Source organism: Corynebacterium maris DSM 45190 (assembly GCF_000442645.1).
Lineage (GTDB): Bacteria > Actinomycetota > Actinomycetes > Mycobacteriales > Mycobacteriaceae > Corynebacterium > Corynebacterium maris.
Window position 1 is genome coordinate 2,702,644 of record NC_021915.1, and the last position, 25,087, is coordinate 2,727,730.

Sequence of the window (25,087 nt, forward strand, 5' to 3'; positions counted from 1 at the left end):
GGGGCGGGGCCAAGACCTCGGCTGGTTAGAGGCTGTCGAAGAAGTCGCTGACTTCGTCGGGGATGACCTCGTCCAGACCGGGGACCGGGGCCGGTTCCGGCGCCGGTTCTGGCTCTGCCGGAGGCTCCGGCGGGGCGGGCTCGCCCTCGGGCGGCGGCGCCTGGTCCCCTTCCGGCGTTTCGCCGCCTTCCGGCGTCGCTGCGCTGGGGCTGACCTCAGGGGCGGTGGTCGCCGGCGCCGGCGCCGGGGCGGCGGTGCTGGTGGCGGCTGAACCGCCGCCGGTGGAACCCGTGCCGGCGGACGGTCCCGTGACGTAGTAATTCAGCCCGTACGTCACGGGCTCGGGAGTGGCGAAGTAACGGATCTCCTCGTCGGCCAAGGCGTTGTCCAGGACGTCCTTCCAGATTTGGGTGGGGGCGCCGGAGCCGTACATGTTGCCGCCCCACTGGCTGAAGATGGGGGTGGTGTTGTCTTCGGTGCCCACCCACACGGCGGTCGACAGCTGCGGGGTCGCGCCGAGCATCCAGGCGTCCTTGTTCAGGCCGGTGTCGCCGAGCTGGGCGGTGCCGGTCTTGGCGGCGGAGGGCCGGCCGCCGGCCAACTGGGCCCCGTTGGAGTATGCGGCGATGGGTTCCATGGCGTGCAGCAGGTTGTCGGCGACCTGTTCGGAGACGCGGCGCTCGCCCTTGCTGTCGTCGAACTCGTAGAGGACCTCGCCGGAGGCGGTTTCCACGCGCTCGACCCAGTGGGTCTGGTGGTAGACGCCGCGGTTGGCGAGGGTGGCCATGGCGGCGGCCATGTCGAGGGGGCGGGACTGGTACTGCCCCAGGATGATGCCTTCGTAGGGCTGTTCGCCGTTTTCGGTCAGGGTCGCCGGGATGCCCGGCAGGGAGCGGGCCATGCCCAGGGCATGCGCCATGTCGGCCGTGTCCTGGGTGGTGTTCTCCAGGTCCTCTTGCAGCCGGATGAAGGAGGTGTTGTAGGAGCGGTGCAGCGCGTACTCGATGGAGCAGGTGCCGCAGTAGCCGGTGACGTTGTCCACGGCGAACCCGCCCGGCAGGGTCAGCGGGGCGGAGGAGTACTGGGCCGCCAGGGGGATGCCCTGCTGGAGGGCGGCCGCCAGGCCGAAGATCTTGAACGTGGATCCGGTCTGGTATGCGGCGTTGCCGTAGTCCCAGCCGGCGGCGTTTTCTCCGCCGTAGTAGCCACGGACGGCGCCGGTGCCCGGTTCCACGGAGACGACGCCGGCGGCGGCGTCGTCCTGCAGGGGGGCCAGGTGGGTGGCGACCGCGTCCAGGGTGGCGTTCTGGGTGTCCATGTCGATCGTCGAGGTGATCTGCAGGCCGCGGGTGGTGACCTCTTCCTCGGTGATGCCGACCGTCTCGAGTTCGGCGATCACGTGGTCTTTGATGTGGCCGTTGGTGCCCTCCGCTTCGGTGTAGGCGGAGTACTCGGCGGGGTCCCGGGTGGCAGGGAACTGCAGGGAGTCCCGGGTGGCCGGGTCAAGGTTGTCTTCCTCCACCATGCCGTCGAGGACGTAGTTCCACCGGCTTTCGGCGCCCTCCGGGTTGGCCCAGGGTTCGAGCTGATTGGGCATCTGGATGACGCCGGCCAACAGTGCGCCCTCGTCGACGGTCAACTCGCTGGCGGGCTTGTTGAAGTAGGCGTTGGCGGCGGCCTCGAGGCCGTAGGCGTTGCGGCCGAAGTACACCGTGTTCAGGTAGGCCCCGAGGATGGTCTCCTTGTCCCACTGGTTGGTCATCTTGATGGAATAGACCAGCTCTTTGGCTTTGCGTTCGATGGAGTGCTCGTTGCCGACCAGGACGTTTTTGACGTACTGCTGGGTGATCGTGGAGCCGCCGCCGGCGGACTCGTCGCCCGTCAGCTGGCCGATGACCGCGCGGCCGAAGCCCGTCACGGAGAAGCCGCTGTTGGTCCAGAACTCCCGGTCCTCGGCGGCCAGCACCGCGTCCTGGACGTGTTCCGGCACCTCTTCCAGCGGGATCTGGCGGCGGTTCCCGTCCGGCGGGACGATGCGCGCGAGCTCGGTGGAGGAATCGGAGGCAAAGACCGTCGACACCTGCGCCGTCGTCACTTCCTGGGGCTCCGGGACGTCGATCCGGATGTAGTAGGCGAGGAACGCGCCCACCGGGATCGCGACGATCACGGCGAGGACGCCGAGAATGATTTTCCAGGCGTTCTTCCGCCCGGGGGGATTCTTCTTCGCCGCGGACGACGAAGATTTCGATGAGGGTGCAGACACTTCTCCGGCTACCTGTGCCCTTCCTTAAAGAGTGTGGCAATGAGCGGTTAATGACCAGCGTTGACCGATCAGCGTTTTTACGGCCGAGACCTCATAGATCCGCACATGATGCGCTACAACCCGATGAGCTCCCCGTATCTTCAACAACCGAGGATAAGACTACTTCCTTCCCCGATGGGCAGAAAGTGGCAGAGTCGCCTCCCCCCTTCGGGAGCGTCACTCCGGGCTCGCGACCGTCGCCGTCAAAAGGTGATTCCACCGGCATTCGACGCACACCTCGACGAGGTGCACCGTGATGTTGGGCACTGTTTTGATGATCTCGGCGATCTCTTCCTCGCTGCGCGCCGTGCCGGAACGCCGCCCGAGGCGTTCGTGGTAGATCCAGCGCACCTCACGCAAGCTGTCCCGGCCGCACACGGGGCAGGCCCGGTCGACGGCGTAGCCATGGTGAGTCGCCGCCGCGACCAGCAAGAAATCGGCGTCGCACAGGTTCTCCCGGAGGACTTCCCCCTCCCCGAAAGCTCGGAGCAGGGCTTGCCGACGCCAGCGGTGCGAAACTTCATTACGGTAGACGATCACGCCTTCCATTGTAGGAAGACCGCGGAGGGCCCACCGGCAGACTCCGCCCCAAAAGTTTCGGGAGCAAATGTTTGTCGACGATTGTTTAGGATAGACACATGACTTCGTCCACCCCCGCGAACATTGCCCGCCGTATCCGTCCTGCCATGACCAAGCTCTACGTGATGTATTTCCGCATCGCGGAGCAGTCCGACCTGACGGGGCCGCAGCTGTCCATCATGTCTCGACTGCAGGAAAACGGGCCGTCGCGCATCAGCCAGGTCGCCCGCGAGGAAGGCATCCGCATGCCCACGGCCTCGAACGCGCTGCATCAGCTCGAGCAGCGCGAACTGGTGCACCGGGTCCGCGACGAGTCGGACCGCCGCGGCGTCCGCGTGGAACTGACTCCCCTCGGCGCCGCCGAGCTCAACCGGGTCGGCGAAGAGCGCGAAAGGTACCTCGCGGACATGATCGCCACATTGAGCGAGGAAGACGCCCAGGAACTGGACAAGCTGGCGGACATCATCCTCAAGCTCGCGGATTCCTACGGCGTCGACTCGATTTCCAAAGACGGCAAGTAAACAGCGATAATATAACCAGTGAACGCCGGTTACCGTACGGTAACCGGCGCCGCCGCAGCGCTCGTCCCCAATCCACTGGTTGAAGGAATGCCGACACACGACACCTCCCCCGACGCCGATCCGCTCCGGATCCTGGTGGCCTGGCGTCCTGACGCCGACGGAACAGAAGCCCTCGAATTCGCGGCCTGGCTGGCCCGGACCACCATCGTGCAGGTCCGCGTCGTCATGACCTATGTCCGAATCTGGCCTACCAGCAGCCGGAATAAAACGAGCTCCAAATACAAAAAATGGCACCGCCACCAGGCGGAACGCTACGCCAAGAAGGTCAGGTCCACCCTCACGGAGGTCAACCTCGACCAGTCCCACTGGGACGACCGCGTCGCCGTGTTCAGCGACGGGACCTCCGAGGCGACCATGCTCACCCAGGCCGCCGAGGACTATGACGCCGATCTGCTCGTGTTGGGCACGAACGCGACCGCCCCCAAGGGCCGTTTCCGCGCCGGCTCCACGGCAGAGACCTTGTTGCACTCGTCCCCTCATCCCGTGGCCTTGACTCCGCGCGCCGTGAAGTTGTCCAAGCGCGGGGTCACCCGCATCAACATGGCGCTGCTGGAGTCCGACTACACCCAGCACACGCAGCTCCTGCACTTCGCCGCGCAGCTGGCCGACCGCTGGAAGGTCCCCTTGCGGCTGGTGGCCTTCTCCCCGATGGGGCTGACGAAGACGTCCGACAAAATTTCCGCGGACATCGCCCGCACCATCTCCGACGAGTGGCACGAACAGGCCTTGAGCATGCTCGACCGGGCCCGGGACGCCGTGATGGAGAACGTGCCTGACCTGGACGTCAGCACGGACATCGGCGCCGGATCCGGGTGGGGCGGCGCCGTCGACGCCCTGAAGTGGAAGAAGGGGGACCTCATCTGCCTGGACTCAGTCGAGCGCGGGCCGATCGAGCGGGTGTTCATCGGTTCGACCGAAGCGGAGTTCCTCCGCCACGTGCAGGCGCCCGTCCTGCTCAATCCCGCGCCTCGCCGGTAGGAACCCCTCCGGCGGAGGGCTAGGCTGGGGGCATGTCCCACCCACGAAAGCCGAATGATCGTGAGCACCCGGAAAACGACCTGATGGACGACGACGCGGACTTCGCCAACCGTCGTCCCCCGGAGCCACGGTCGGCCGAGGAGCTCGCCCAATCCGGCGACCCGGCCGAACGCGCCGCGCGCAACCGGGCGTCCACCCGGCAGGCGATCCGCTACCTGATCGGCTCCATCGTGGCGACCGTCCTCGTGGCCCTGGTGCTCGGCGTGATCGCCCGCCTCATGGGCGGCCCGCTGTGTGAGGCGGGCGAGGAGACGTGGCTGTGCACCGAAGCTTCGCAGGTGTGGTGGTCGATCGGCGCGTCGCTGACGCCGATCATCGCGATCACCGGCTGCGGCGTGATCATGGTCCGCAAGCTCAACGCCTACCTGCGCTGGCGCCCCTGGATGGGCGTGTTCTGGGCCCTGGTGCCCTTCACCATGGCCTGGCTGACTTGGACGCTCGGCCGGCTGGCGCTCGTCGTCTAGCTACGACGCAGGACCCGCGGGCTCAGCGCAGTCGAGGCACACGGCCGTGGCCGGGTCAGCGACGCAATTCTCGCAGATCAGCACCTGCTTCCGGCAGGTGTCCTCGTTGGCGCAGTTGACGAACACGTCGTTCGGTTCCCCGCAGTGGACGCAGTGGCCGAGGCGGGCGTAATCTTCGCCGAATTCGGTGTGCATGCGGCCGTCGAAGACGTAGAGCGAACCCTCCCACAGGCCCTTGTTGCCGTATTTTTCGCCGTAGCGGACGATGCCGCCGTCGAGCTGGTAGACCTCCTCGAAGCCGCGGTTTTTCATCAACGCGCTCAAAACTTCGCAGCGGATGCCGCCGGTGCAGTAGGAGACGACGGGCCGGTCTTTCATCCAGTCGTATTTTCCGGAGTCGAGTTCGGCGATGAAGTCGTGGGTGGTGTCCACGTCGGGCACGACGGCGCCGCGGAACTTTCCGATCTGCGCCTCCATCGCGTTACGGCCGTCGAAGAAGACGACGTCGTCTCCGTGCTTGTCGACGAGCGCGTGGACCTCCTCCGGATTCAGGTGGGCGCCGCCGCCGACCACGCCCTCCTCGTCGACCTGGAGTTCTTCCGCCGCGCCGAAGGCCACGATCTCATCGCGGACCTTCACGCTGAGCTTAGGGAAGTCTTCCGCGCCGCCCTCGGACCACTTGAACTCCATGTCCTTGAAGCCCGGGTAGTCCTTGGTCTTGCGGACGTATTTCTTGCACGCCGCCATGTCCCCGCCGACGGTGCCGTTGATCCCGTGCTCGCTGATCAGGATCCGGCCCTTCAGTCCCAGGGATTCGCACAGGTCGCGCTGCCACAGCATGACCGCGGTGGGGTCGGCGATGGGCGTAAACGTGTAATACAGAAGAATTTTGCTGAGGGACACGTGAGCAGAGTCTAGTCGGCGGCGACCCGGATCCACGGATCCGGGGCTGAGACATTCAGCGCTTGTGGTACAATGCCTTGCGCCAGTACACCGGCTCGGAGGTGACCAGCACGCCCAGGTTGCGGAAGATGTCCTCGTCCACCGACCCGAGGATCGTGGTGGTGTGGACGTCGCAGCCGACGAGGTTCTGCAGTTCCGCCAGGGCGCGGCGCGCCTCGTCGGAGGTGGCGGCGGACACCGACAGGGCGATGAGCACCTCGTCCGTGTGCAGACGCGGGTTGCGGGAGCCCAGGTGCCTGGTCTTGAGGGTCTGGATCGGTTCGATGGAGGCGGGCGAGAGCAGCAGCGATTCGTCGTCGATGCCGGCCAGGTGCTTGAGCGCGTTGAGCAGCATCGCGGCGGAGCAGCCCAGCAGCGGGGAGGTCTTGCCGGTGACGATGCAGCCGTCGTGCAGCTGCATGGCCGCGGCGGGTTGTTCCGTGGCCGCCGCCACATCCAGCGCCGGCCGGACCACGGCGCGGTCCTCCGGGGAGCAGCCGGCCTTGCTCATGATCACGGCGATGCGCCCGGAGACAACGTCGTCGGCGTCGTTGACGCGTTCCTCCACCAGCGCTTTGTAGTAGCGGCGCACGATTTCCTGGATCGCGGCGTCGCGACAGACGTCGTCGTCGGCGATGGCCCGGCCCACCATGTTCACGCCCATGTCCGTGGGCGAGCGGTACGGCGACTCCCCCGCCAGGTGCTCCAGCATGGTCTTGAGCAGCGGGAAGACCTCGACGTCCCGGTTGTAGCTGGTGGCCTGCTCGTTGTAGGCGGCCAGGTGGTACGGGTCGATCACGTTGATGTCGTCGAGGTCCGCGGTCGCGGCCTCGTACGCCAGGTTCACCGGGTGCTCCAGGGGCAGATCCCAGATGGGGAAGGTCTCGAATTTGGCGTAGCCGGCGGAACGGCCGCGCTGAAATTCGTGGTAGACCTGGCTCAGACAGGTCGCGAGCTTGCCGGAGCCCGGGCCCGGCGCGGTGACGAGGATGACGTCGCGGGAGGTGTCCACGAAGTCGTTGCGTCCGAAGCCTTCGTCGGAGACGATCTTGGCGCTGTTCGTGGGGTAACCGGGGATGGGGTAGTGGCGGGCGACTTTCAGGCCGAGGCGCTCCAGGCGGCTGATGAAGGCGTAGGCCTGCTGGTTGTTTTCCTCCAGCTGGGTCATGACGACGTTGTCGACGAGGAAGCCGCGTTCCCGGAAGACGTCGATCAGGCGTAGGACGTCGTCCTCGTAGGGGATGCCCAGGTCGGCGCGCACTTTTTGGCGCTCCAGGTCTTTGGCGCTGAGACAGATCAGGATCTCCAGATCGTCTTTGAGGCGGTCGAGCATGGCGATCTTGTTGTCCGGGGTGAAGCCGGGCAGGACCCGGGAGGCGTGCATGTCGTCGAAAAGCTTGCCCCCCATCTCGAGGTACAGCTTGCCGCCGATCTGTTGGCGGCGGGCGTTGATGTGATCCGACTGCATCTGGATGTAGCGTTCGCGGTCGAACCCGATCTTCGTCGACATGGCTGCCTTTCCGTCGTCTTTTACCGCCTTGCACTCTACGCCGTGTCCGCGCCCGACCACGACCCGGCCGTCCTTCCTGCGCACTCGTGGTTCTGGCCCGCCCGGGGCGGCGATAGACTTGTCATTTATGCCCGAAGGTCATGTCATTCACCGTCTCGCCCGGGAATTCAACCGCGATTTCACCGGCCGCGCCCTCACCGCCACCAGTCCGCAGGGCCGTTTCTCCGCTGAGGCCGCGCTCATCGACGGCCACCGCCTCATTGAGGCCGAGGCCCACGGCAAGCATCTGTTCATGCACTTCGATAACCCGGAGCCCGAGCACATCGTCTACATCCACCTCGGGTTGATCGGCCAGCTGCGCTTCGAGCCCAACGACGGCGCCCGCGGGCAGATCCGCCTGCGGCTGGACAACGGCACGGTCGCCGCACATCTGCGCGGTCCGCAGTGGTGCCGGCTGATCACGGAGGAGGACTACGCGGCGGCGGTGGCGAAGATCGGGGCCGATCCACTCCGCGCGGACGCCGACCCGGAGTCGATCCGCCCGAAGATCGCCCGGTCGCGGCGTTCCATCGGCTCGTTGCTCATGGATCAGAAGCTCTATGCCGGGGTGGGCAACATTTACCGCGCTGAAACCCTGTTCCGGCAGGGCGTCTCGCCCTTTACCCCGGGCAAGGAGGTGACGGACGCGCAGTTCGACGGCCTGTGGGAGGACCTCGTGGAGATCATGACGATCGGCGCGGAGACCGGCCAGATCGACACCGTGCGCGCCGATCACATGCCCGAGCAGATGGGCAGGGCGGCCCGCGACGACGAGCACGGCGGCGAGGTCTACGTCTACCGCCGGGCGGGTCTGGACTGTTATGTCTGCGGCGCCCCGGTGCGCCAGCAGGTGATGGAGGGCCGCAACCTCTTCTGGTGCCCGCGGTGCCAGCCGGAGTGATCCAAGGAGGGAAAACCGCCCTGAAATGCAGGGCGAAGCGGGTACAGTCGGCGACATGCCCGCCTTGAGTTACGCCTTCCCCGCCGACGTCGTCCGCGCGGCCGAACAGCCGCTGATCAACGCCCAGCAGGAACCCGACGAGCTGATGCGTTCCGCCGCGTACGTGGTGGCGGTCGCCGCGCAGACGATGTTGCGCTCCCAGCCCACCCGGCCCGGCGCCGAGTCGGTGTTGCTGCTGGTGGGCGGCGGCGGCAACGGCGGCGACGCCCTGTACGCGGGGGCGTCGTTGGCGGAGTTCGGTTATCCGGTGCATGCCGTGCTGCTGGATGCGCAGGCGCGCGTCCACGAACGCGCCCACGAGTCTTTCCTCGCGGCCGGGGGCCGGGTGCTGGAGGGGTTCCCGGGGCGCGACCTGAATTCTTATCGGCTGATCATCGACGGCGTTTTGGGCCTCGGCGGGGAGGGCGGCCTGCGGGAGTCGCTCGCGCACACGTTGTTGCCGCTGCGACGGGCGTACGCTCCGGTGCTGGCCGTCGACGTCCCCTCCGGCGTGGAGGCCGACTCCGGCGTCCTGCCCGAGCCCTTCGAGACGGACCTGCAGGAGCGGGTCCCCGCCCACATCGACGCGGACGTGACCGTCACTTTCGGTGGCCTGCGCTACGCGCACTGCCTGACCGCGGCGTGCGGGGAGGTCATTCTCGCGGACATTGAGGCCGGCGGGACGTCCTTGTCCTCCCAGCTGGCCCAGCAGCAGTCGACGGGTAAAATCCCGCAGGTCTTCGCGGTGCGCGCCATCCCCTACCGGCGCGATTACGAGTGGCCGGCGACGTTCGTCTCCCCGCAGCCGGAGGACATCACCGCCGTGGAACCCGGCCCCGCGGACGACAAATATTCGGGCGGGGTCGTCGGCGTCTGCGCGGGCTCCGCGCAGTACCCGGGCGCGGCGATCTTGTCGACGCACGCCGCCGTGCGGGCGACCAGCTCGATGGTGCGGTACGTGGGCACCCAGGCCGACGAGGTGGTGCGCGCCTTCCCCGAGGTCGTGGCCACCACGACGCTCGAGGACGCCGGGCGGGTGCAGGCGTGGGTGTTCGGCCCCGGCCGGGGCGTCGACGACGGCGCCGCCGCCGAACTGGCGGACCTGTTGGACGAGGAGGCGGCGCTGCTCATCGACGCGGACGGCGTCACCCTGCTGGCCGAGCGCCCCGAGTTGCGTGCGGCGCTGATCGAGCGCACCGGCTCCACCGTGCTCACCCCGCACGCCGGGGAGTTCCGCCGCCTGGCCGACGCCGTGTCCGGGGACGTCCCCGACCCGGAGCAGGACCCGATCGGCGCCGTCACCGCGATGGTGCGTGAGCTGCGCTGCGCGGTGCTGCTCAAAGGCCGGTTCACGGTGATCGCCCGGCCGGCCGGCGAGCTCGTCTCCGTCAGCACCGTCGACGCCGGCACCTCCTGGGCGGCCACCGCCGGTTCCGGGGACGTGCTCTCCGGGCTGCTGGGCGCCCGGATGGCGCACAGCTCGGTGGTCGCTTCCGATGAGATGCCGCAGTATTCCGAGGACGAAGAATTCCACCCGGGCCTGTATTCGCTGGCGGACGGGGTGCAGATCCACGCCGTGGCCACGTGGTTGAGCGCGCAGACCCCGGACGGGGCGGCGCCGACGTCCGCGAGCCGGATCGCGAAGTATGTTCCGCGGGCGACGGCTCGGCTGTCGGCGCTGGGCTGAGCACCGCCCGGCCGAGCACAGGCGACCGCCCTGCCTCTCGACGAGGTCGAGGGGCAGGGCGGTCGCGGGCTTTCGGTCGACGTCAGATCCGGCCGAACGCCGGTGAGGATGGCGGGGAGCGGTTACTCGCTCAGGTTGCGGCGCTGGATGCCGGCGGGCACGGCCATGACCGCAATCAGGGACAGCAGCGAGATGACGGCGATGTAGGTGCCGATGGACAGGGACGTGCCGGTGGCGCTGAAGAGCAGTTCGGCGATCATCGGGGCGAAGGCGCCGCCGATGATGGAGCCGATGGCGTAGCTGATGGACACCCCGGAGAGGCGGACGCTGGCGGGGAACATCTCGGCGTACAGCGCCGGCTGGGGGCCGTAGGTGATGCCGAGCAGCACACCGAGGACCACCACGGCGACGCCGAAGAGCAGCGGGTTCGCGGTGTCGATGAGCAGCCACGTCGGGATGGCCCACAGGATCATGGCCAGGTAGCCGAAGGCGAAGGTGCGCTTGCGGCCGATCCGGTCGGAGAGATCCCCGAAGAAGAGGGTGGCGACGATCCAGGCCACCGCGGTGAGCGAGGTCAGCAGGAGCAGCACCGAACGGTCCATGCCGAGGACCCCGGTGCCGTAGGACAGGAAGTAGGCGATCGCCAGGTAGCCGGCGGCGTTGACGCCGGCGAAGATGACGGCGGCGATCAGGACGGTGCGCCAGTGGGCGCGGAAGAGCTCCGACAGCGGGGCGGAGGCCTTCTTCTTCATCTGCTCCATCTCGGAGAAGACCGGGGACTCCTCGACCAGGCGGCGGATCAGGAAGCCGACGACGATGAGCACGATGCTGAAGAGGAAGGGGATGCGCCAGCCCCAGGACTCGAATTGCTCGGTGGTCAGGGCGCTGGTCATGACGAGCATGAAGACGGTGGCCAGCAGCATGCCGGCGGGCACGCCGACCTGCGGGAAGGCGCCGAAGAAGCCGCGGCGGCGGGTGGGCGCGTGCTCGACGGCGATGAGGGCGGCGCCGCCCCATTCGCCGCCGGCGGACAGGCCCTGCAGGATGCGCAGCAGCACCAGCAGCAGGGGTGCGGCGATGCCGATGGTCGCGTAGGTGGGCAGCAGGCCGATGGCGGCGGTGGCGCCGCCCATGCCGACGAGCGTGATCACCAGCACGGGTTTGCGCCCGAGTCGGTCACCGAGATGACCGGCGATGACGGCGCCGAGCGGGCGGAAGAGGAAGCTGATGCCCAGCGAGGCCCAGGAGACGATGAGCGCGAGGCTGGGGTTGTCGTTGGTCGCCGGGTTGAAGAACTGGATGGCGAAGATCAGGCCGGCGGCCTGGGCGTAGATGAAGAAGTCGAACCATTCGATGGTGGTTCCGACGAGGGCGCCCGCCAGCACTTTGCGGTGCTCGGGCGTGATGTTGCCGGTGTCCTGCGTGGTCTTGGTCGCGGTCTCGTGCAGCCGCTGATCAGAAGTAATTTCTGTGGTCATCGGTGGGAGCTTTCTGTGGGGCGGCCCAGTGGGGGTTAGGCCGGAAGTGGAGACGACAACGGCACCAGGCCAGACGGACTGGGTGGCACTGGTGCCGTGAGAGAGAAAAGCGAGGAGAGGGAGAGTTACTGGGCGGGGCGGTTGTCGACGATGCGCTTGGCCTTGCCTTCGCCGCTGTTGACCTGGTCCCGGACGTCGACGTCGACGGAGACGCCGATGCGGTCCTTGATCGCGCGGCGCAGACGCAGACGGGCGGCGTCGATGTCGTCGCGGGAAACGCCCGGGGTGTGCTCGACGACGAGGGTGAGGTGGTCCATGCGGCCCTTCTTGCTCAGGACGCACTGGTAGCGGGGGCGCAACGTGCTGTCCTCGACGATGATTTCCTCGAACTGGCTGGGGAAGCAGTTGACGCCGCGCAGGATGATCATGTCGTCGTTGCGGGCGTTGATGCGCTCGATGCGGCGCATGGAGCAGGCGGTGCCCGGAAGCAGGCGGGTCAGGTCGTGGGTGCGGTACCGGATGATGGGGAAGGCTTCCTTGGTCAGCGAGGAGATGACCAGCTCGCCGTACTCGCCGTCCGGGACGGGTTCGCCGGTGACCGGGTCGACGATCTCCGCATAGAAGTGGTCCTCCCAGATGGTCAGCCCGTCCTTGGTCTCGATGGACTCCTGGGCGACGCCCGGGCCCATGACCTCGGAGAGTCCGTAGATGTCGGTGGCCGAGATGTCGAAGCCCTCTTCCAGGTCGCGGCGCATGCCCTCGGTCCAGGGCTCGGAGCCCATGATGCCGGCGCGCAGGGACGTCTCGCGCGGGTCCTGGCCCTCGGCGCGCAGGCGGTCGAGCACGTTGAGCATGTAGGAGGGGGTGCCCACGATCGCGTCGGGTTGGAAGTCGCGCATGACCTGCAGCTGACGTTCGGTCTGGCCGCCGGAGGTGGGGATGGCGGTGGCGCCGAGCTTTTCCACCCCGTAGTGGAGGCCGAGGCCGCCGGTGAACAGGCCGTAGCCGAAGGTCACCTGAACCTTGTCGCCGGCGCGGACGCCACCGAAGCGCAGGGAGCGGGCGACCAAGTCGGACCAGGTCTCGATGTCCTGACGGGTGTAGCCGACCACGGTGGGCAGGCCCGTGGTGCCGGAGGAGGCGTGGATGCGGACGATTTTGTCCTGCGGGACGGCGAACATGCCGAAGGGGTACTGCTTGCGCAGGTCGTCTTTCTCCGTGAAGGGGAAGAGCGAGAAGTCCTTGAGCTCCTTGAAGTCGTCCGGGTGGACTCCCTTGGCGTCGAAGGCGCGGCGGTAGTGCTCGACGTTGTAGTAGGCGTGGCGCAGCGTGTTGCGGGCGCGGGCGGTCTGCAGGGTCACGATCTCATCGCGGGAGGCGTACTCGATCCCGGTTTGGGGGCCGTTGTGGCTGGAGGTGACGAGGGCGGCAGTCATGGGTTGTCCTTTCACTGGAAAACCTTCGCAGGTTCCCATTCAATGCAGTTCCGGGTGCGAAAATACTTCCCGAGTAAAAACTAACCGATCGGTCGGTTCGTTGTGAGTCAGACTACATGCACCGCCATTCCAGGCAAGTGATCACAGGAAAAACCATTTAAGGTAATCCTATAGCCACCCCCGAACGGCCCCCCTCCCCGAGAAACCCCCCGAACCACCCCCAGGCTAAGCGCGACTGAGCAGGCCTTTCATGATGAGACTAGCGACCGCCCCGCTCAACTCCTCGGGGCCGAGCTCGCCATCGACGCGGTACCACTCCGTGAGCGAGTTGACGGTGCCCAGGGTCAACCTCCCGGCCAGACCGGCGTCCAGGTCGTCGCGCACCACCCCGTCCTCCTGCGCGTCGCGCACAAAAGCGACGAAGTCCCGGGTGATGCCGCGGCGACGCTCCATCAACTCCTCCTCCACGTCGGTGTTCCCACGCAGGCGCAGCAACAGCGTCACTTCGTCCGGGTACGTGCACAGCACCCTGGTCGCGCCCACGATGGCCGCCTTCAGCCGCTCCCGGGAGTCGCCGGCCAAGGCGCCCGCCTCGTCGAGCGCCTCGGTCAACAGCTCGAGGGCCCTGCTGGTGGCCCCCACGAGAATCTCCTCCTTGGAGGAGACGTGGTGGTAGATCGCGGACTTGGTCAACCCCAATCGCTGGGCCAACTTGCCCATCGACGTCGCCTCGTAGCCGTAAGCGTTGAATTCGGCCACGGCGATGCGAATGACGTCCTCACGCGAATACCCGGGGCGGCCGCGGTGACCGGAGTCGTTCTGGGTGGGGGTGGCGAGGGAGGTCGAAGAATTCTCGGTCATGACAAACACTTCCTTTAAATGGGGTCGAAAGGCGCGCAACAGCGGGCGGGGGTAGACGGATGTCGGATCCCTCCCCGAAAGGTTGGGCCCAACCTACACTGCCCAACATTACCTTCCGATCGGTAGGTAATTGCCCCGACCCCGAGGTTTCTCCATGACCCACACCGTCACCAACCCCACCGCCCACCAGATTCTGGCCCCCGGCGTCGCGGACGACGCCCGCTTCGAGCACGTGCGCGCCATGTTCGCCGCCGACCGCGCCTCCCAGGCGCTCAAAATGACCGTCACCCACCTCGACCTCGAGGAGGTGCGCGGCCACTTCACCGTCACCGAGGACATGTGCAACGGCCACGGCACCGCCCAGGGCGGCATTCTCACCACCTTCGCGGACGCGCTGTTCGCCGGCGCCTGCAACGCGCCGGGCGATATCGCCGTGGCGGCGCAGCTGTCGATGCACTTCATCTCCCCCGCCCGCGTCGGCGACGTCGTGGAGGGCCACGCCGTCACCCGCGCCGCCTGGGGGCGCAACGGCATCACGGACGTCGCGCTGAGCTGCAACGGCACGCCCGTCGCCGAGTTCCGCGGCACCTCTCGCACGGTGCGCTCCGCGTAACCTGAATCACCCCCGGAGCGCCCCCGCGGCCCGCCCCCCATTGACGTGACGCAGACCGCATTCATATACTGACCGAACGATCGGTAATTAAGTGGTTCGCCACATTCAGCCGACGACCACCGCCAGACTGAAGGAGGACAGATGACCACCACGCTCACTCCCCCCACCACCGGCCATCTCGACGACGACGCAGCGGGCCAGGCCCACTTCGACCAGCTCATCGCCGACGACAACCGCGTCGAGCCCACCGACTGGATGCCCGCGGCCTACCGCAAGACCCTCGTCCGCCAGGTTTCCCAGCACGCCCACTCCGAGATCATCGGCATGCAGCCGGAAGCCAACTGGATCACCCGCGCCCCCAGCCTCAAGCGCAAGGCCATCCTCATGGCCAAGGTCCAGGACGAGGCCGGCCACGGCCTGTACCTGTACTCCGCCGCCGAAACCCTCGGCACCCCGCGCGACGAACTCGTCGACCAGCTGCTCAGCGGCAAGGCGAAGTACTCCTCCATCTTCAACTACCCGGCGCGCACCTGGGCCGACGTCGGCGCCATCGGCTGGCTGGTGGACGGCGCCGCCATCGCCAACCAGGTCCCCCTCTGCCGCGCCTCCTATGGCCCGTACGGCCGTTCCATGGTGCGCATCTGTAAGGAAGAGTCCTTCCACCAGCGTCAGGGCTGGGAGATTCTGTATGAACTCGCCCGCGGCACCGCGGAGCAGAAGCAGATGGCCCAGGAAGCCATCAACCGCTTCTACGGCCCGGCTCTGCAGATGTTCGGCCCGCCGGACGACGAGTCCCCGAACTCCCAGCAGTCGATGGCGTGGAACATCAAGCGCTTCTCCAACGACGAGCTGCGCCAGCGCTTCGTCGACATGATCGTCCCCCAGGTGGAGGCCCTCGGCCTGTCCTTCGAGGATCCGGACCTGAAGTGGAACGAGGAGCGCGGCCACTACGACTTCGGCGAACTCGACTGGAGCGAATTCAAGGCCGTCGTCCGGGGCAACGGTCCCTGCAACGAGCAGCGCCTGAACCACCGCCGCGCCGCTCACGACGAGGGCGCCTGGGTTCGGGAAGCGGCGGCGGCCTACGCCCGCCGACAAGCGGACCAGCCCGTCGTCGACAGCGCCCTGATCGCCTAACCCCTCCCGCAGAACAAAGGACTATTTCCATGAGCAACAACACCTGGCCCCTGTTCGAGGTCTTCGTGCGCACCGGCCGCGGCCTCTCCCACGTCCACGCCGGCTCCCTGCACGCCGCCGACGCCACGATGGCGCTGCGCAACGCCCGCGACCTGTACACCCGTCGTAACGAAGGCTCCAGCGTCTGGGTCGTCCCGGCCGCCGCGGTCAGCGCCTCCGACCCGGATTCCAAGGGCGGCTTCTTCGAGTCGTCCTCCGGCAAGAGCTACCGCCACGCCACGTACTACACCAAGGCAGAAGGAGTGAAGCACCTGTGAGCATCACGACGAACGAATCCGCGACCAAGCAGAAGATGGGCGACGGCATCACGGCCGAAGCCATCGCTGAATCCGGCGTCCGCGCCGACGAGAACGTCGCGCGCTACGCCCTGACGCTCGCCGACGACTCCCTCATCCTCGCCCAGCGCCTCGGCTGGTGGGTCTCCCGCGCCCCGGAAATGGAGGAGGACATCGCGCTGACCAACATTGCGCTCGACCTGGTCGGTCACGCCCGCTTCCTCTACACCTACGCGGGCACCGCGTGGGACAAGACGGAGGACGAGCTCGCCTACTTCCGCGACGAGGAGGAGTTCCGCTCCGCTCGTCTGGTCGAGCAGCCCAACGGCGACTTCGCCCACACCATCGCCCGCCAGCTGTTCTACTCCTACTACGCCTACGGCCTGTACGGCGCGCTGAAGGATTCCCAGGATCAGACCCTGGCCAACATCGCGGCCAAGGCCATCATGGAGCTGCAGTACCACGTGGACCACGCGTCGCAGTGGCTGCTGCGCCTGGGCCTGGGCACCGACGAGTCGCACGCCCGCATGCAGGCCGGACTCGACGCCATGTGGCCGTATGTCGACGAGCTCTTCGAGGACCTCGAGGTGCATACTTCCCTGCCTGGTGTGGCCGTGCCGCCGTCGAGCCTGCGCGCCGATTTCGACGCCGCCGTCACACACATCATCGAACGCGCTGACCTGCAGGTCCCGACGACCAAACAAGCCATGTCCGGTCATCGCACCGGTCAGTTCAGCGAGCACCGCGGCTACATCCTCGCCGAGATGCAGGTGCTGGCCCGCCGTCACCCGGGGGCGACATGGTGAGCGACTTCTCCAGCAGCATCGTGACCGACATCGCCCTGGATCCGACGCCGAACCTGGACCATCCGTTGCGCCCGGACGACGCCGCCCTGCAGCGCATCTGGGACGCCGCCGCCGACGTCCCGGACCCGGAGATCCCGGTCATCTCCATCGCCGACCTGGGCATCCTGCGTGGGGTCCGTCTCGACGGTGACACAGCCGTCGTCACGATCACCCCGACCTACTCCGGTTGCCCGGCGATGGACACCATCACCACGGACGTGCAGGCCGCCCTGGAAAACGCCGGGTATCCCGGCGCGCAGGTGGATCTGCGTCTCGACGAGGCGTGGACCACCGACTGGATCACCGACCACGGCCGCCAGGCGCTCGAAGACTACGGCATCGCGCCGCCGTCCGAGCAGGAAGAACGCGCCGCCGGCCCAGTGCCGCTGACGCTCAGCCCGCCGGTGTCCTGCCCCCGTTGCAAGTCCTTCAACACCAGCAAACTCAGCCACTTCGGCTCGACCTCGTGCAAGTCCCTCTACTCCTGCAACGAGTGCCACGAGCCCTTCGACTACTTCAAGGTGCTGCGATGACGACCTCCACTGTGCCCCCGACGACCACGACCCGCCGCCGCGCGACCTTCAACACGTTGACCGTGTCTTCCGTGCGCCCGCTCACCGACTCTTCCGTCGAGGTCACCTTCGACATTCCCGAGGAGCTGCGCGAGGACTACAACTACCTGCCGGGTCAGTACGTGGCTCTGCGCCGCGACTTCGACGGCCAGGAAGTCCGTCGCTCCTACTCCATCTGCGACGTCTCTGACCCGACAAAGATCAGCGTGGCCATCAAGAAGGACCTGGGCGGGTTGTTTTCCACCTGGGCCAACGAGGAGCTGACCCCGGGCATGACCATGGAGGTGATGAACCCGCAGGGCGCGTTCACCCCCAAGATACACATGACCAGCATGAACGAACCGGAGAAACTGGTCGACGAGCAGGCCGCGCGCACCGACCGCGCGCACATCGTCTCCTTCGCCGCCGGCTCGGGCATCACCCCGGTGATGTCCATCTCCCAGGCTTTCCTCGACCGCACCGAGGACGCCACCGTCGAGCTGGTCTACTCCAACAAGGGCCAAAACGACGTCATGTTCGCCGAGGAGATCGGCGATCTGAAGGACAAGTACCCCACGCGCCTGGCCGCGCACCACATCCTGACCCGGGAAAGCCGCGCCAACCCGCTGTACTCCGGCCGCCTGGACCAGGAAAAGCTGGACGTCCTGCTCGACCGGATCATTAACGTCGACTCCGTCGACGAGTGGTTCCTCTGCGGCCCCTTCGAGTACGTGCAGCTCATCCGCGACACGCTGGCCGCCCGCGGCGTGCCGGCCGAGCGCGTGCGCTTCGAACTGTTCACCACCGGGGATCCGGGCAAGGGCCCGTCGCCCGCCCGTGGCCGCCAGATCGAGATCAAGTCCGACGAAGAGACCGTCACCCTCAGCTTCCACTTGGAGGGCACGGACTCCACCGTCGAGTCCCCGGTCTCCGCGAACGAGACCGTGCTCAACGCCGCGCTGCGGTCCCGCCCGGACGTGCCTTACGCCTGTGCCGGCGGCGTGTGCGGCACCTGCCGCGCCAAGGTCGTCGAAGGCGACTTCGAGATGGACGAGAACTACGCGCTGGAACCCGATGAAATCGAGGCCGGCTACGTCCTGACCTGCCAGACCCGCCCGAAGGGCAAGAACCTCACCGTCGACTTCGACGCCTAACCCATCCGACTCCCTGGAGGATCCCCACATGATCGACGTCCACGTTGACTCGCACAGTGCGGTCGCCGAGATCGTGCTCAACAACCCGGCCGCACGCAACGCCCTGACCGAGGCGGACCTGGCCGAACTCTCCGCCGCTTACACCGAGGCGGAATCCGCCGGCGTGCGCGCGCTGGTGCTGCGCGGCGAAGGCAAGGGCTTCAGCGCCGGACGCAACATCAAGGGCCTGGACCCGGCGGACGACGACGCCACCGATTACCTGGCCAACAAAGTCACGCCGGTGCTCAAGCAGATGAGCCAGTTTCCGGCCCCGACGTTTGCGGCCGTCCACGGCGCCTGCCTGGGCGTGGGCCTGGGCCTGGCGATCGCCACCGACGTCGTCTACGTCGCCGAGGACGCCAAGATCGGCTCGCCCTTCGCCAACTTGGGCGCGACCTTGGATTCCGGCGGCCACCACCTGTTCACCGAGCGCCTCGGCGCGCACCGCACGATGGATCTGATCATCACCGGTGACCTGCTCTCCGGCGCTGAAGCGGTGCAGGCGGGGTTGTTCTCCCGCGCGGTGCCGGCCGAGGAGCTGGTGGACTTCACCCGGCAGCGCGCGGCCTCCGCCGCCCGGGGCGCCACCCAGGCGTTTTTGGCCAGCCGCCGGCTCGTCCACGACATCCGCGACGAATCCGTGGGTCTGTGGGCGAGCGTCGACAAGGAAAACGTCGAGCAGGGTCGCCTGTGCTCCACCGAGGACTACGCCGAAGGCTTCGCGGCCTTCAACGCCAAGCGCGCGCCCGCTTTCGCGGGCCGCTGACCCGCCCACCCCACACCCACCCCTTTCATTCCTGAGCCTGTTTTAGCGAGGAGAGTTTCCGTTCATGAGTAACCCGAACGCTTACCTGGTATCCGGCCGACGCACCCCCGTCGGCCGCTACGGCGGAGCATTGTCCTCTGTCCGGCCCGATGACCTGGCCGCCCTGACCATCCGCGCCGTGATCGAAGAGTCCGGCGTCGACCCCGCGGCCGTAGACGAGGTCATCTTAGGCAACGCCAACGGCGCCGGCGAGGAAAACCGCAACGTCGCCCGCATGGCGTGGCTGCTGGCCGGTTACCCCGACACGGTCCCCGGCATCACCGTCAACCGCCTGTGCGCCTCCGGCATGTCCGCCATCGCGCAGGCCGCCGCCATGATCAAGACCGGTGAGGCGGACGTCGTCGTCGCCGGCGGCGTGGAGTCCATGTCGCGCGCGCCTTGGGTGACCGAAAAGCCCACCACGGCCTTCGCCAAGCCCGGCGAGGTCTTCGACACCTCGATCGGCTGGCGCTTCACCAACCCGGTGTTTCAGGCCCAGGAGAAGACGACCTTCTCCATGCCGGAGACCGCCGAGGAGGTCGCCCGCGTGCGCGACGTCAGCCGCGCGGACGCCGACGCTTTCGCCGCGCAGTCGCAGGCTAAGGCGACGGCCGCTATCGAGGAAGGCCGCTTCGACGCCGAGATCGTGCCCGTGGAGGTCACCGACCGCAAGGGCAACGTCACGGTCGTGGACACCGACGAAGGCCCGCGCCCCGGCACCACCGAAGACGCGCTGTCCAAGCTGCGCCCGGTGGTCAAGGGCGGAGAGGTGGTCACCGCCGGCAACTCCTCCTCGCTCAACGACGGCGCCTCCGCCATCCTCGTCTGCTCCGAGGCGGCCATCGAGCGCTTCGGCCTTAAGGCACGTGCCCGGGTCGTCGGCGCCGCCAACGCCGGGCTCGCCCCCGAGATCATGGGCTTAGGTCCGGTCCCGGCGACCCGCAAGCTGAGCGAACGCATCGGTTGGTCGGTCCAAGACTTCGACGCCGTCGAGCTCAACGAGGCCTTTGCCACCCAGTCGCTGGCCTGCATGCGCGAACTCGAGCTCGACCCGGAGAAAGTCAACCGTTGGGGCGGGGCGATCGCGCTCGGCCACCCGCTGGGATCTTCCGGCTCCCGCCTCACCATCACCCTGCTCAACCGCCTCGAGGCGGAGGGCGGGACGAAGGGCCTGGCCACCATGTGCGTGGGCGTCGGCCAGGGCTCCGCCATCGCGATTGAAAGGGTGTAATTGACCATGACCGTCACCACCGCCACCGAGTTCACCTCCCTGATCTTCGAGGAGACCGAGGACCGCGTCACCGTCCGGCTCAACCGCCCGGAGGTGCGCAACGCCATCGACGACACCATGGTCGCCGAGCTGCACGAGGTCTGCGCGCGTCTCGAGAACGACCCCAAGATCCTGATCATCACCGGCTGCGAAGCAGGCGGCAAGGGGATCTTCGTCTCCGGCGCCGACATCGGCCAGCTACGCGAGCGCCGCCGCGACGACGCGTTGCGCGGCATCAACAACACCGTGTTCAACCGCATCGCCGAACTGCCCTCGCCCGTGATCGCCGCCGTCGACGGCTTCGCCCTCGGCGGGGGCCTGGAGCTCGCGCTGGCCGCGGACTTCCGGGTCGCCACCGAGCGCGCGAAGTTCGGTCAGCCGGAGACCGGCCTGGGCATCATCGCCGCCGCCGGCGGGCTGTGGCGCCTGCGCAAGCTCGTCGGCGAGGCCTTGGCCAAGGAGATTCTGCTGGCCGGGCGCATCCTCGACGGCGCCGAAGCCCGGGACGCGAGCCTGGTCAACGAGATCCACGCCCCCGAAGAGCTGCTCGACGGCGCCCAGGCGTTCGCCGACCGCATCGCCAAGCAGGACCCGCTGGCCGTGCGCATCTCCAAGGCCGTGATGGCCATGCCGGAGTCCGCGCACCCGGCCGTCGACAACATCGCCCAGGCCGTGCTGTTTGAGTCGGACGCCAAGTTCGACCGCATGCAGGCCTTCCTCGACCGCAAGAAGAACCGTTAAAGGAGACCAGCCCCATGACGACTCAGACCACCACCCAGACCCTGCCCACCGATCTGTCCGTCCCCGCCCGCGTCGGCGTGCTCGGCGGCGGCCGCATGGGGGCGGGCATCGCCCACTCCTTCCTCGCGGCCGGCGCGCACGTCACCGTCGTGGACATCAATGAGGACGCCACCGACGCCGCCCGCGAACGCATCATCCGCGACACGGAGGGCTCTATCAAGCGCGGCGCGGCGGGCACCGTCGACGAGTGGCTCTCCCGCCTGAGCACCTCCACCGATCACGCGGCCTTTACCGGCCTGCCGCTGGTGGTGGAGGCGGTGCCGGAGTCCATGGAGTTGAAGGCATCGTCCTTCGCCAAGATCGCGGAGGTCGCCCCAGAGGCCGTGATCGCCACGAACACCTCTTCGCTGTCGGTCTCCGACTTGGCGTTGACCGTCGGCAACGACGTGATCGGGCTGCACTTCTTCAACCCGGTCCCGGCGTCGAAGCTGGTGGAGATCGTCGTCGCCGACTCCACCCCCGCCCCGCTCGTGGAACAGGCGCGCACCTGGGTCTCCGGGCTGGGCAAAACCCCGATCGTCGTCGCCGACGCCCCCGGGTTCGCGTCCTCGCGCCTGGGCGTGGCCATCGCGTTGGAGGCCATCCGCATGGTCGAGGAGGACGTGGCCAGTCCGCAGGACATCGACAACGCGATGGTGCTGGGTTACAAGTTCCCGGTGGGCCCGTTGGCGCTGACCGACATCGTCGGGCTGGACGTGCGCCTGGGCATCGCCGAGTACCTGGAGTCGACCCTGGGCGAGCGTTTCGCTCCGCCACAGCTGATGCGCGACATGGTCGCCCGCGGGGAGCTCGGTCGCAAGGCCGGCAAGGGTTTCTATGACTACAACTGAGTCACCGCTTATCGACGATGGCGTTGGTGATCCGCGCCGTGCACAGCCGTCGGCCGGCGTCGTCCTCGATGACGATCTCGTGGCTGGTCAGACGCCTGCCGAGCCGGATCGCCGTGGCCGTGGCCGTCACCGTGCCCTCGTGGCCGGAGGCGTGGTGGGTGGCGTTGACGTCCACCCCCACCGCCGCTTTGCCCATCGTCGAGGCATGAATCACCGCGGCCCAGGACCCCACGGCCTCGGCCAGGGCGACCATCCCCCCGCCGTGCAGCAGTCCCAGGGACTGCCGGTTGCCGTCGATCGGCATCGTCGCCACCACCCGTTTGGCCGACTGTTCCAGCACTTTCACGCCCATTTTCTCGTCGAGCTCGCCGAGTTCGATCGTCCAGACATCAGCCATTAGTCCTACCCCTTCTCTTTGATTTTCCTGCGGGGGGTTACAGATTCCGCCCGCGGACTTATACTAGCCATAATTCCTGACCGTCCGGTCGGTCACTTAATCCGATCGGGTCAGGACCACGCATTACCCCGGAAGGACCACACCATGACTGCGATTCTCACCGACACCCTCGTCCCCTCCTACCTGAGCGGCCAGTGGACCAGCCCGGCCGAAGGCGCCCGCGCCAAGGACGTCCTCGACGCCAGCACCGGCGAGGTCGCCGCCCGTGTCAGCGCCGAGGGCCTCGACATCGCCGGCGCCGTCGATTACGCCCGCACCGTCGGCCAGGCCAACCTGCGCGAGCTGACGATCCACGAACGCGCCGGCATCATCAAGCAGCTGGCCATGCACCTCAACGACAACAAGGACGAGCTCTACCGCCTGGCGGCCAAGGCCGGCGCCACCGCCCGCGACAACGGCGTCGACGTCGACGGCGGCATCTCCACGATGTTCGTCTTCTCCTCCAAGGCCCGTCGCGAACTGCCGAACTCCACCGTCATCGTCGACGGCAACACCGAGGTCCTCTCCCGCGACGGCAGCTTCCTGGGCACCCACGTCTACACCACGATGACCGGCGCGGCCGTGCAGATCAACGCCTTCAACTTCCCCGTCTGGGGCATGCTGGAAAAGTTCGCGCCCGCCTTCATCGCCGGCATGCCGACGGTGGTCAAGCCCGCCACGCCCACCGGCTACATCAGCCAGGCCTGCGTGCGCCTGATGCTCGACTCCGGCCTGCTGCCGGAAGGCTCGCTGCAGATCATCTCCGGCTCCGCCCATGACCTGCTGGACCACCTGGACTACCGCGACCACGTCGCGTTCACCGGTTCCGCGCAGACGGCGGCCACCCTGCGCTCCCACGAAGCCGTCCAGCAGCGCGGCCTGCGCTTCACCGCCGAGGCCGACTCCCTCAACGCCGCCATCCTGGGCGAGGACGCCGCTCCGGGCACCCCGGAATTCGACCTCTACGTCAAGGCCGTGTTCAACGAGGTCACCTCCAAGGCCGGCCAGAAGTGCACCGCGGTGCGCCGCGCGATCGTGCCCGCCGCCCACGCCCAGGCCGTGGCCGAGGCACTGGCCACCCGCCTCAACGAGAAGGTCGTGGCCGGCGACCCGCGCGCCGAGGGCACCACCATGGGCCCGCTGGTCTCCGTGGACCAGGCCCAGGACGTCGCCGAGGCGACCCAGAAGCTCATCGACGCCGGCGGCCAGGTCATCACCGGCGGCCCGGAGCACGCCGACGGCGCTTTCTTCGCTCCGACCGTCCTGCTGTTCGACGACGCAGACACCGACGCCGCGCACTCCGTCGAGGCCTTCGGCCCGGTCGTCTCGGTGCTGGGCTACCAGGACACCGAGGACGCGGTCCGCCTCGCCGCCCGCGGCGAGGGCTCGCTGGTCGCCTCCGTCGTCACGCACGACAACGAGATCGCCGCCCGCATCGGCCTGGGCATCGCCTCCCACCACGGCCGCCTTCACTTCCTGGACCGCGACGACGCGAAGACCTCCACCGGCCACGGCTCCCCGCTGCCGCACCTCGTGCACGGCGGACCGGGCCGCGCCGGCGGCGGCGAGGAGCTCGGCGGCGTACGCGCCATCAAGCACTACATGCAGCGCACCGCCCTGCAGGGCACCCCGAACCACCTGACCGCCGTGACCGGCCAGTGGCACCGCGGCGCCGACGTCCAGCGCGTCACCCGCACGGAGGTCGAGGCCGGCACCGCCGAGCACCCCTTCCGCAAGGACGGCGCCACCCTGCGCCTCGGCGACCAGTTCGCCTCCGACCCGCGCGAGGTCACGATGCAGGAAATCCTGGACTTCGCGGAGACCACCGGCGACAAGTTCTACGCCCACGTCGACCAGGAGGCCGCCCAGGCCAACCCGTTCTTCCCGGACCGCGTCGCCCACGGCTACCTGCTGGTCTCCTGGGGCGCCGGGCTGTTCGTCGAGCCGGCCCCGGGCCCGGTGCTGGCCAACTACGGCCTGGAGAACCTGCGCTTCACCCAGCCGGTCACGGCCGGGGACACGGTGCGCATCGAGCTGACCGCCAAGCGCATCACCCCGCGCGTGACCGACGACTACGCCGAGGTCGTCTGGGACGCGGCCATCCTCAACCAGGACGACGAACTGGTGGCCACCTACGACGTGCTCACCCTGAACGAGAAGGTCAACACCACCTACGCGAACTGGGACAAGTAGCCCCGACGAGCGTCTGACCGCCCACACCCCCGCGCCTGCCGCGGGGGTGTTTCGCTGCGTGGTCCAAGGCACTGCCTGGCTGCCGGGACGCAATGAGAGAAGCTAAAACGTCTGTGCTCTCAATGATCAGATTTTCCAATCATTGTGTTTTCCATCGCAACAATCCGGCCCCCACCAGCGTGAACTCATATAATTACAGGTCACCCACGATGGAAGCAGCC

General features: G+C 67.7%; 24 protein-coding genes. 16 read left to right on the forward strand and 8 right to left on the reverse strand.

All coding sequences use genetic code 11. The features are described from left to right. Positions 1 to 25 precede the first annotated feature (25 nt). Both B841_RS12575 and B841_RS12580 read right to left on the reverse strand, forming a co-directional pair. Positions 26 to 2,263: a transglycosylase domain-containing protein gene (locus tag B841_RS12575; protein WP_020936525.1), complete on the reverse strand. Its 2,238-nt coding sequence runs from the start codon at positions 2,261 to 2,263 to the stop codon at positions 26 to 28. Positions 2,264 to 2,479: 216 nt separating this feature from the next. After that, the gene (locus tag B841_RS12580; RefSeq protein ID WP_041631915.1) at positions 2,480 to 2,851 is read right to left on the reverse strand and encodes a DUF5318 family protein; all 372 of its coding nucleotides are present in this window, start codon (positions 2,849 to 2,851) and stop codon (positions 2,480 to 2,482) included. A gap of 89 nt (positions 2,852 to 2,940) precedes the next feature. Here B841_RS12580 and B841_RS12585 point away from each other — a divergent pair, with 89 nt between their 5' ends. From B841_RS12585 to B841_RS12595, 3 genes are all read left to right on the forward strand, one after another. Continuing rightward, the gene (locus tag B841_RS12585; RefSeq protein ID WP_020936527.1) at positions 2,941 to 3,402 is read left to right on the forward strand and encodes a MarR family winged helix-turn-helix transcriptional regulator; all 462 of its coding nucleotides are present in this window, start codon (positions 2,941 to 2,943) and stop codon (positions 3,400 to 3,402) included. An 87-nt stretch (positions 3,403 to 3,489) separates the two neighbouring features. Beyond that, positions 3,490 to 4,440 carry a universal stress protein gene (locus B841_RS12590; RefSeq protein ID WP_020936528.1) on the forward strand — a complete coding sequence of 317 codons (951 nt, stop codon included), beginning with the start codon at positions 3,490 to 3,492 and terminating at the stop codon, positions 4,438 to 4,440. Positions 4,441 to 4,472: 32 nt separating this feature from the next. Then, a complete protein-coding gene (locus tag B841_RS12595; protein ID WP_020936529.1) occupies positions 4,473 to 4,964 on the forward strand; it encodes a hypothetical protein in 492 nt (163 codons plus the stop codon). Here the strand turns inward: B841_RS12595 and trhO are convergent, their stop codons facing one another. Both trhO and B841_RS12605 read right to left on the reverse strand, forming a co-directional pair. Continuing rightward, on the reverse strand, positions 4,965 to 5,867 hold the full coding sequence (gene trhO, locus B841_RS12600) for an oxygen-dependent tRNA uridine(34) hydroxylase TrhO (RefSeq protein ID WP_020936530.1): 903 nt from the start codon (positions 5,865 to 5,867) through the stop codon (positions 4,965 to 4,967). A gap of 55 nt (positions 5,868 to 5,922) precedes the next feature. After that, complete coding sequence (locus B841_RS12605; protein WP_020936531.1) at positions 5,923 to 7,416, reverse strand: DUF1846 domain-containing protein; 1,494 nt, start codon at positions 7,414 to 7,416, stop codon at positions 5,923 to 5,925. Between the two features lie 127 nt (positions 7,417 to 7,543). Here B841_RS12605 and B841_RS12610 point away from each other — a divergent pair, with 127 nt between their 5' ends. Together B841_RS12610 and B841_RS12615 are read left to right on the forward strand one after the other, a co-directional pair. Continuing rightward, positions 7,544 to 8,356 carry an Fpg/Nei family DNA glycosylase gene (locus B841_RS12610; RefSeq protein WP_020936532.1) on the forward strand — a complete coding sequence of 271 codons (813 nt, stop codon included), beginning with the start codon at positions 7,544 to 7,546 and terminating at the stop codon, positions 8,354 to 8,356. Between the two features lie 64 nt (positions 8,357 to 8,420). After that, a complete protein-coding gene (locus B841_RS12615) occupies positions 8,421 to 10,082 on the forward strand; it encodes a bifunctional ADP-dependent NAD(P)H-hydrate dehydratase/NAD(P)H-hydrate epimerase (protein ID WP_404825482.1) in 1,662 nt (553 codons plus the stop codon). 122 nt (positions 10,083 to 10,204) lie between these two features. On the opposite strand, the gene B841_RS12620 is transcribed toward B841_RS12615, so the two are convergent. From B841_RS12620 to B841_RS12630, 3 genes are all read right to left on the reverse strand, one after another. Further along, positions 10,205 to 11,560: an MFS transporter gene (locus B841_RS12620; protein ID WP_020936534.1), complete on the reverse strand. Its 1,356-nt coding sequence runs from the start codon at positions 11,558 to 11,560 to the stop codon at positions 10,205 to 10,207. Between the two features lie 125 nt (positions 11,561 to 11,685). Then, positions 11,686 to 12,996 (reverse strand): phenylacetate--CoA ligase family protein, encoded by a 1,311-nt coding sequence (locus B841_RS12625; RefSeq protein WP_020936535.1) that lies wholly within the window; start codon positions 12,994 to 12,996, stop codon positions 11,686 to 11,688. 225 nt (positions 12,997 to 13,221) lie between these two features. After that, entirely contained in the window at positions 13,222 to 13,857 is a 636-nt protein-coding gene (locus B841_RS12630; RefSeq protein ID WP_020936536.1) for a TetR/AcrR family transcriptional regulator, read from the reverse strand. 154 nt (positions 13,858 to 14,011) lie between these two features. Here B841_RS12630 and paaI point away from each other — a divergent pair, with 154 nt between their 5' ends. The 10 genes from paaI to B841_RS12680 all read left to right on the forward strand — a co-directional run bounded on the left by paaI (position 14,012) and on the right by B841_RS12680 (position 22,237). Further along, positions 14,012 to 14,470, forward strand: a complete 459-nt coding sequence (gene paaI, locus B841_RS12635) for a hydroxyphenylacetyl-CoA thioesterase PaaI (protein ID WP_020936537.1) — start codon at positions 14,012 to 14,014, stop codon at positions 14,468 to 14,470. Between the two features lie 141 nt (positions 14,471 to 14,611). Continuing rightward, the gene (paaA, locus tag B841_RS12640) at positions 14,612 to 15,607 is read left to right on the forward strand and encodes a 1,2-phenylacetyl-CoA epoxidase subunit PaaA (protein ID WP_020936538.1); all 996 of its coding nucleotides are present in this window, start codon (positions 14,612 to 14,614) and stop codon (positions 15,605 to 15,607) included. A gap of 29 nt (positions 15,608 to 15,636) precedes the next feature. Further along, positions 15,637 to 15,924, forward strand: a complete 288-nt coding sequence (gene paaB, locus B841_RS12645; protein ID WP_020936539.1) for a 1,2-phenylacetyl-CoA epoxidase subunit PaaB — start codon at positions 15,637 to 15,639, stop codon at positions 15,922 to 15,924. Further along, positions 15,921 to 16,748 carry a 1,2-phenylacetyl-CoA epoxidase subunit PaaC gene (gene paaC / locus B841_RS12650; protein ID WP_020936540.1) on the forward strand — a complete coding sequence of 276 codons (828 nt, stop codon included), beginning with the start codon at positions 15,921 to 15,923 and terminating at the stop codon, positions 16,746 to 16,748. The genes paaB and paaC overlap by 4 nt, the downstream gene beginning before the upstream one ends. Positions 16,749 to 16,783: 35 nt before the next feature. After that, positions 16,784 to 17,320, forward strand: coding sequence for a 1,2-phenylacetyl-CoA epoxidase subunit PaaD (gene paaD, locus B841_RS12655; RefSeq protein WP_041632409.1), 537 nt, complete (start codon positions 16,784 to 16,786; stop codon positions 17,318 to 17,320). Continuing rightward, positions 17,317 to 18,492: a 1,2-phenylacetyl-CoA epoxidase subunit PaaE gene (gene paaE, locus B841_RS12660; RefSeq protein WP_020936542.1), complete on the forward strand. Its 1,176-nt coding sequence runs from the start codon at positions 17,317 to 17,319 to the stop codon at positions 18,490 to 18,492. Before paaD ends, paaE begins: the two co-directional genes overlap by 4 nt. Positions 18,493 to 18,520: 28 nt before the next feature. Further along, positions 18,521 to 19,297: an enoyl-CoA hydratase/isomerase family protein gene (locus B841_RS12665; RefSeq protein ID WP_020936543.1), complete on the forward strand. Its 777-nt coding sequence runs from the start codon at positions 18,521 to 18,523 to the stop codon at positions 19,295 to 19,297. A gap of 64 nt (positions 19,298 to 19,361) precedes the next feature. Beyond that, positions 19,362 to 20,567: an acetyl-CoA C-acyltransferase gene (locus B841_RS12670; protein WP_020936544.1), complete on the forward strand. Its 1,206-nt coding sequence runs from the start codon at positions 19,362 to 19,364 to the stop codon at positions 20,565 to 20,567. A 6-nt stretch (positions 20,568 to 20,573) separates the two neighbouring features. Then, on the forward strand, positions 20,574 to 21,347 hold the full coding sequence (locus B841_RS12675) for an enoyl-CoA hydratase/isomerase family protein (protein ID WP_156844821.1): 774 nt from the start codon (positions 20,574 to 20,576) through the stop codon (positions 21,345 to 21,347). Positions 21,348 to 21,361: 14 nt separating this feature from the next. Next, a complete protein-coding gene (locus B841_RS12680) occupies positions 21,362 to 22,237 on the forward strand; it encodes a 3-hydroxyacyl-CoA dehydrogenase family protein (protein WP_020936546.1) in 876 nt (291 codons plus the stop codon). A 1-nt stretch (position 22,238) separates the two neighbouring features. Here B841_RS12680 and B841_RS12685 read toward each other — a convergent pair whose 3' ends face one another. Next, positions 22,239 to 22,634, reverse strand: coding sequence for a PaaI family thioesterase (locus tag B841_RS12685; RefSeq protein ID WP_020936547.1), 396 nt, complete (start codon positions 22,632 to 22,634; stop codon positions 22,239 to 22,241). A gap of 144 nt (positions 22,635 to 22,778) precedes the next feature. Between B841_RS12685 and paaZ the strand changes: the two genes are divergently transcribed. Then, complete coding sequence (gene paaZ, locus B841_RS12690; protein ID WP_020936548.1) at positions 22,779 to 24,866, forward strand: phenylacetic acid degradation bifunctional protein PaaZ; 2,088 nt, start codon at positions 22,779 to 22,781, stop codon at positions 24,864 to 24,866. The last annotated feature ends 221 nt before the right edge of the window (positions 24,867 to 25,087 follow it).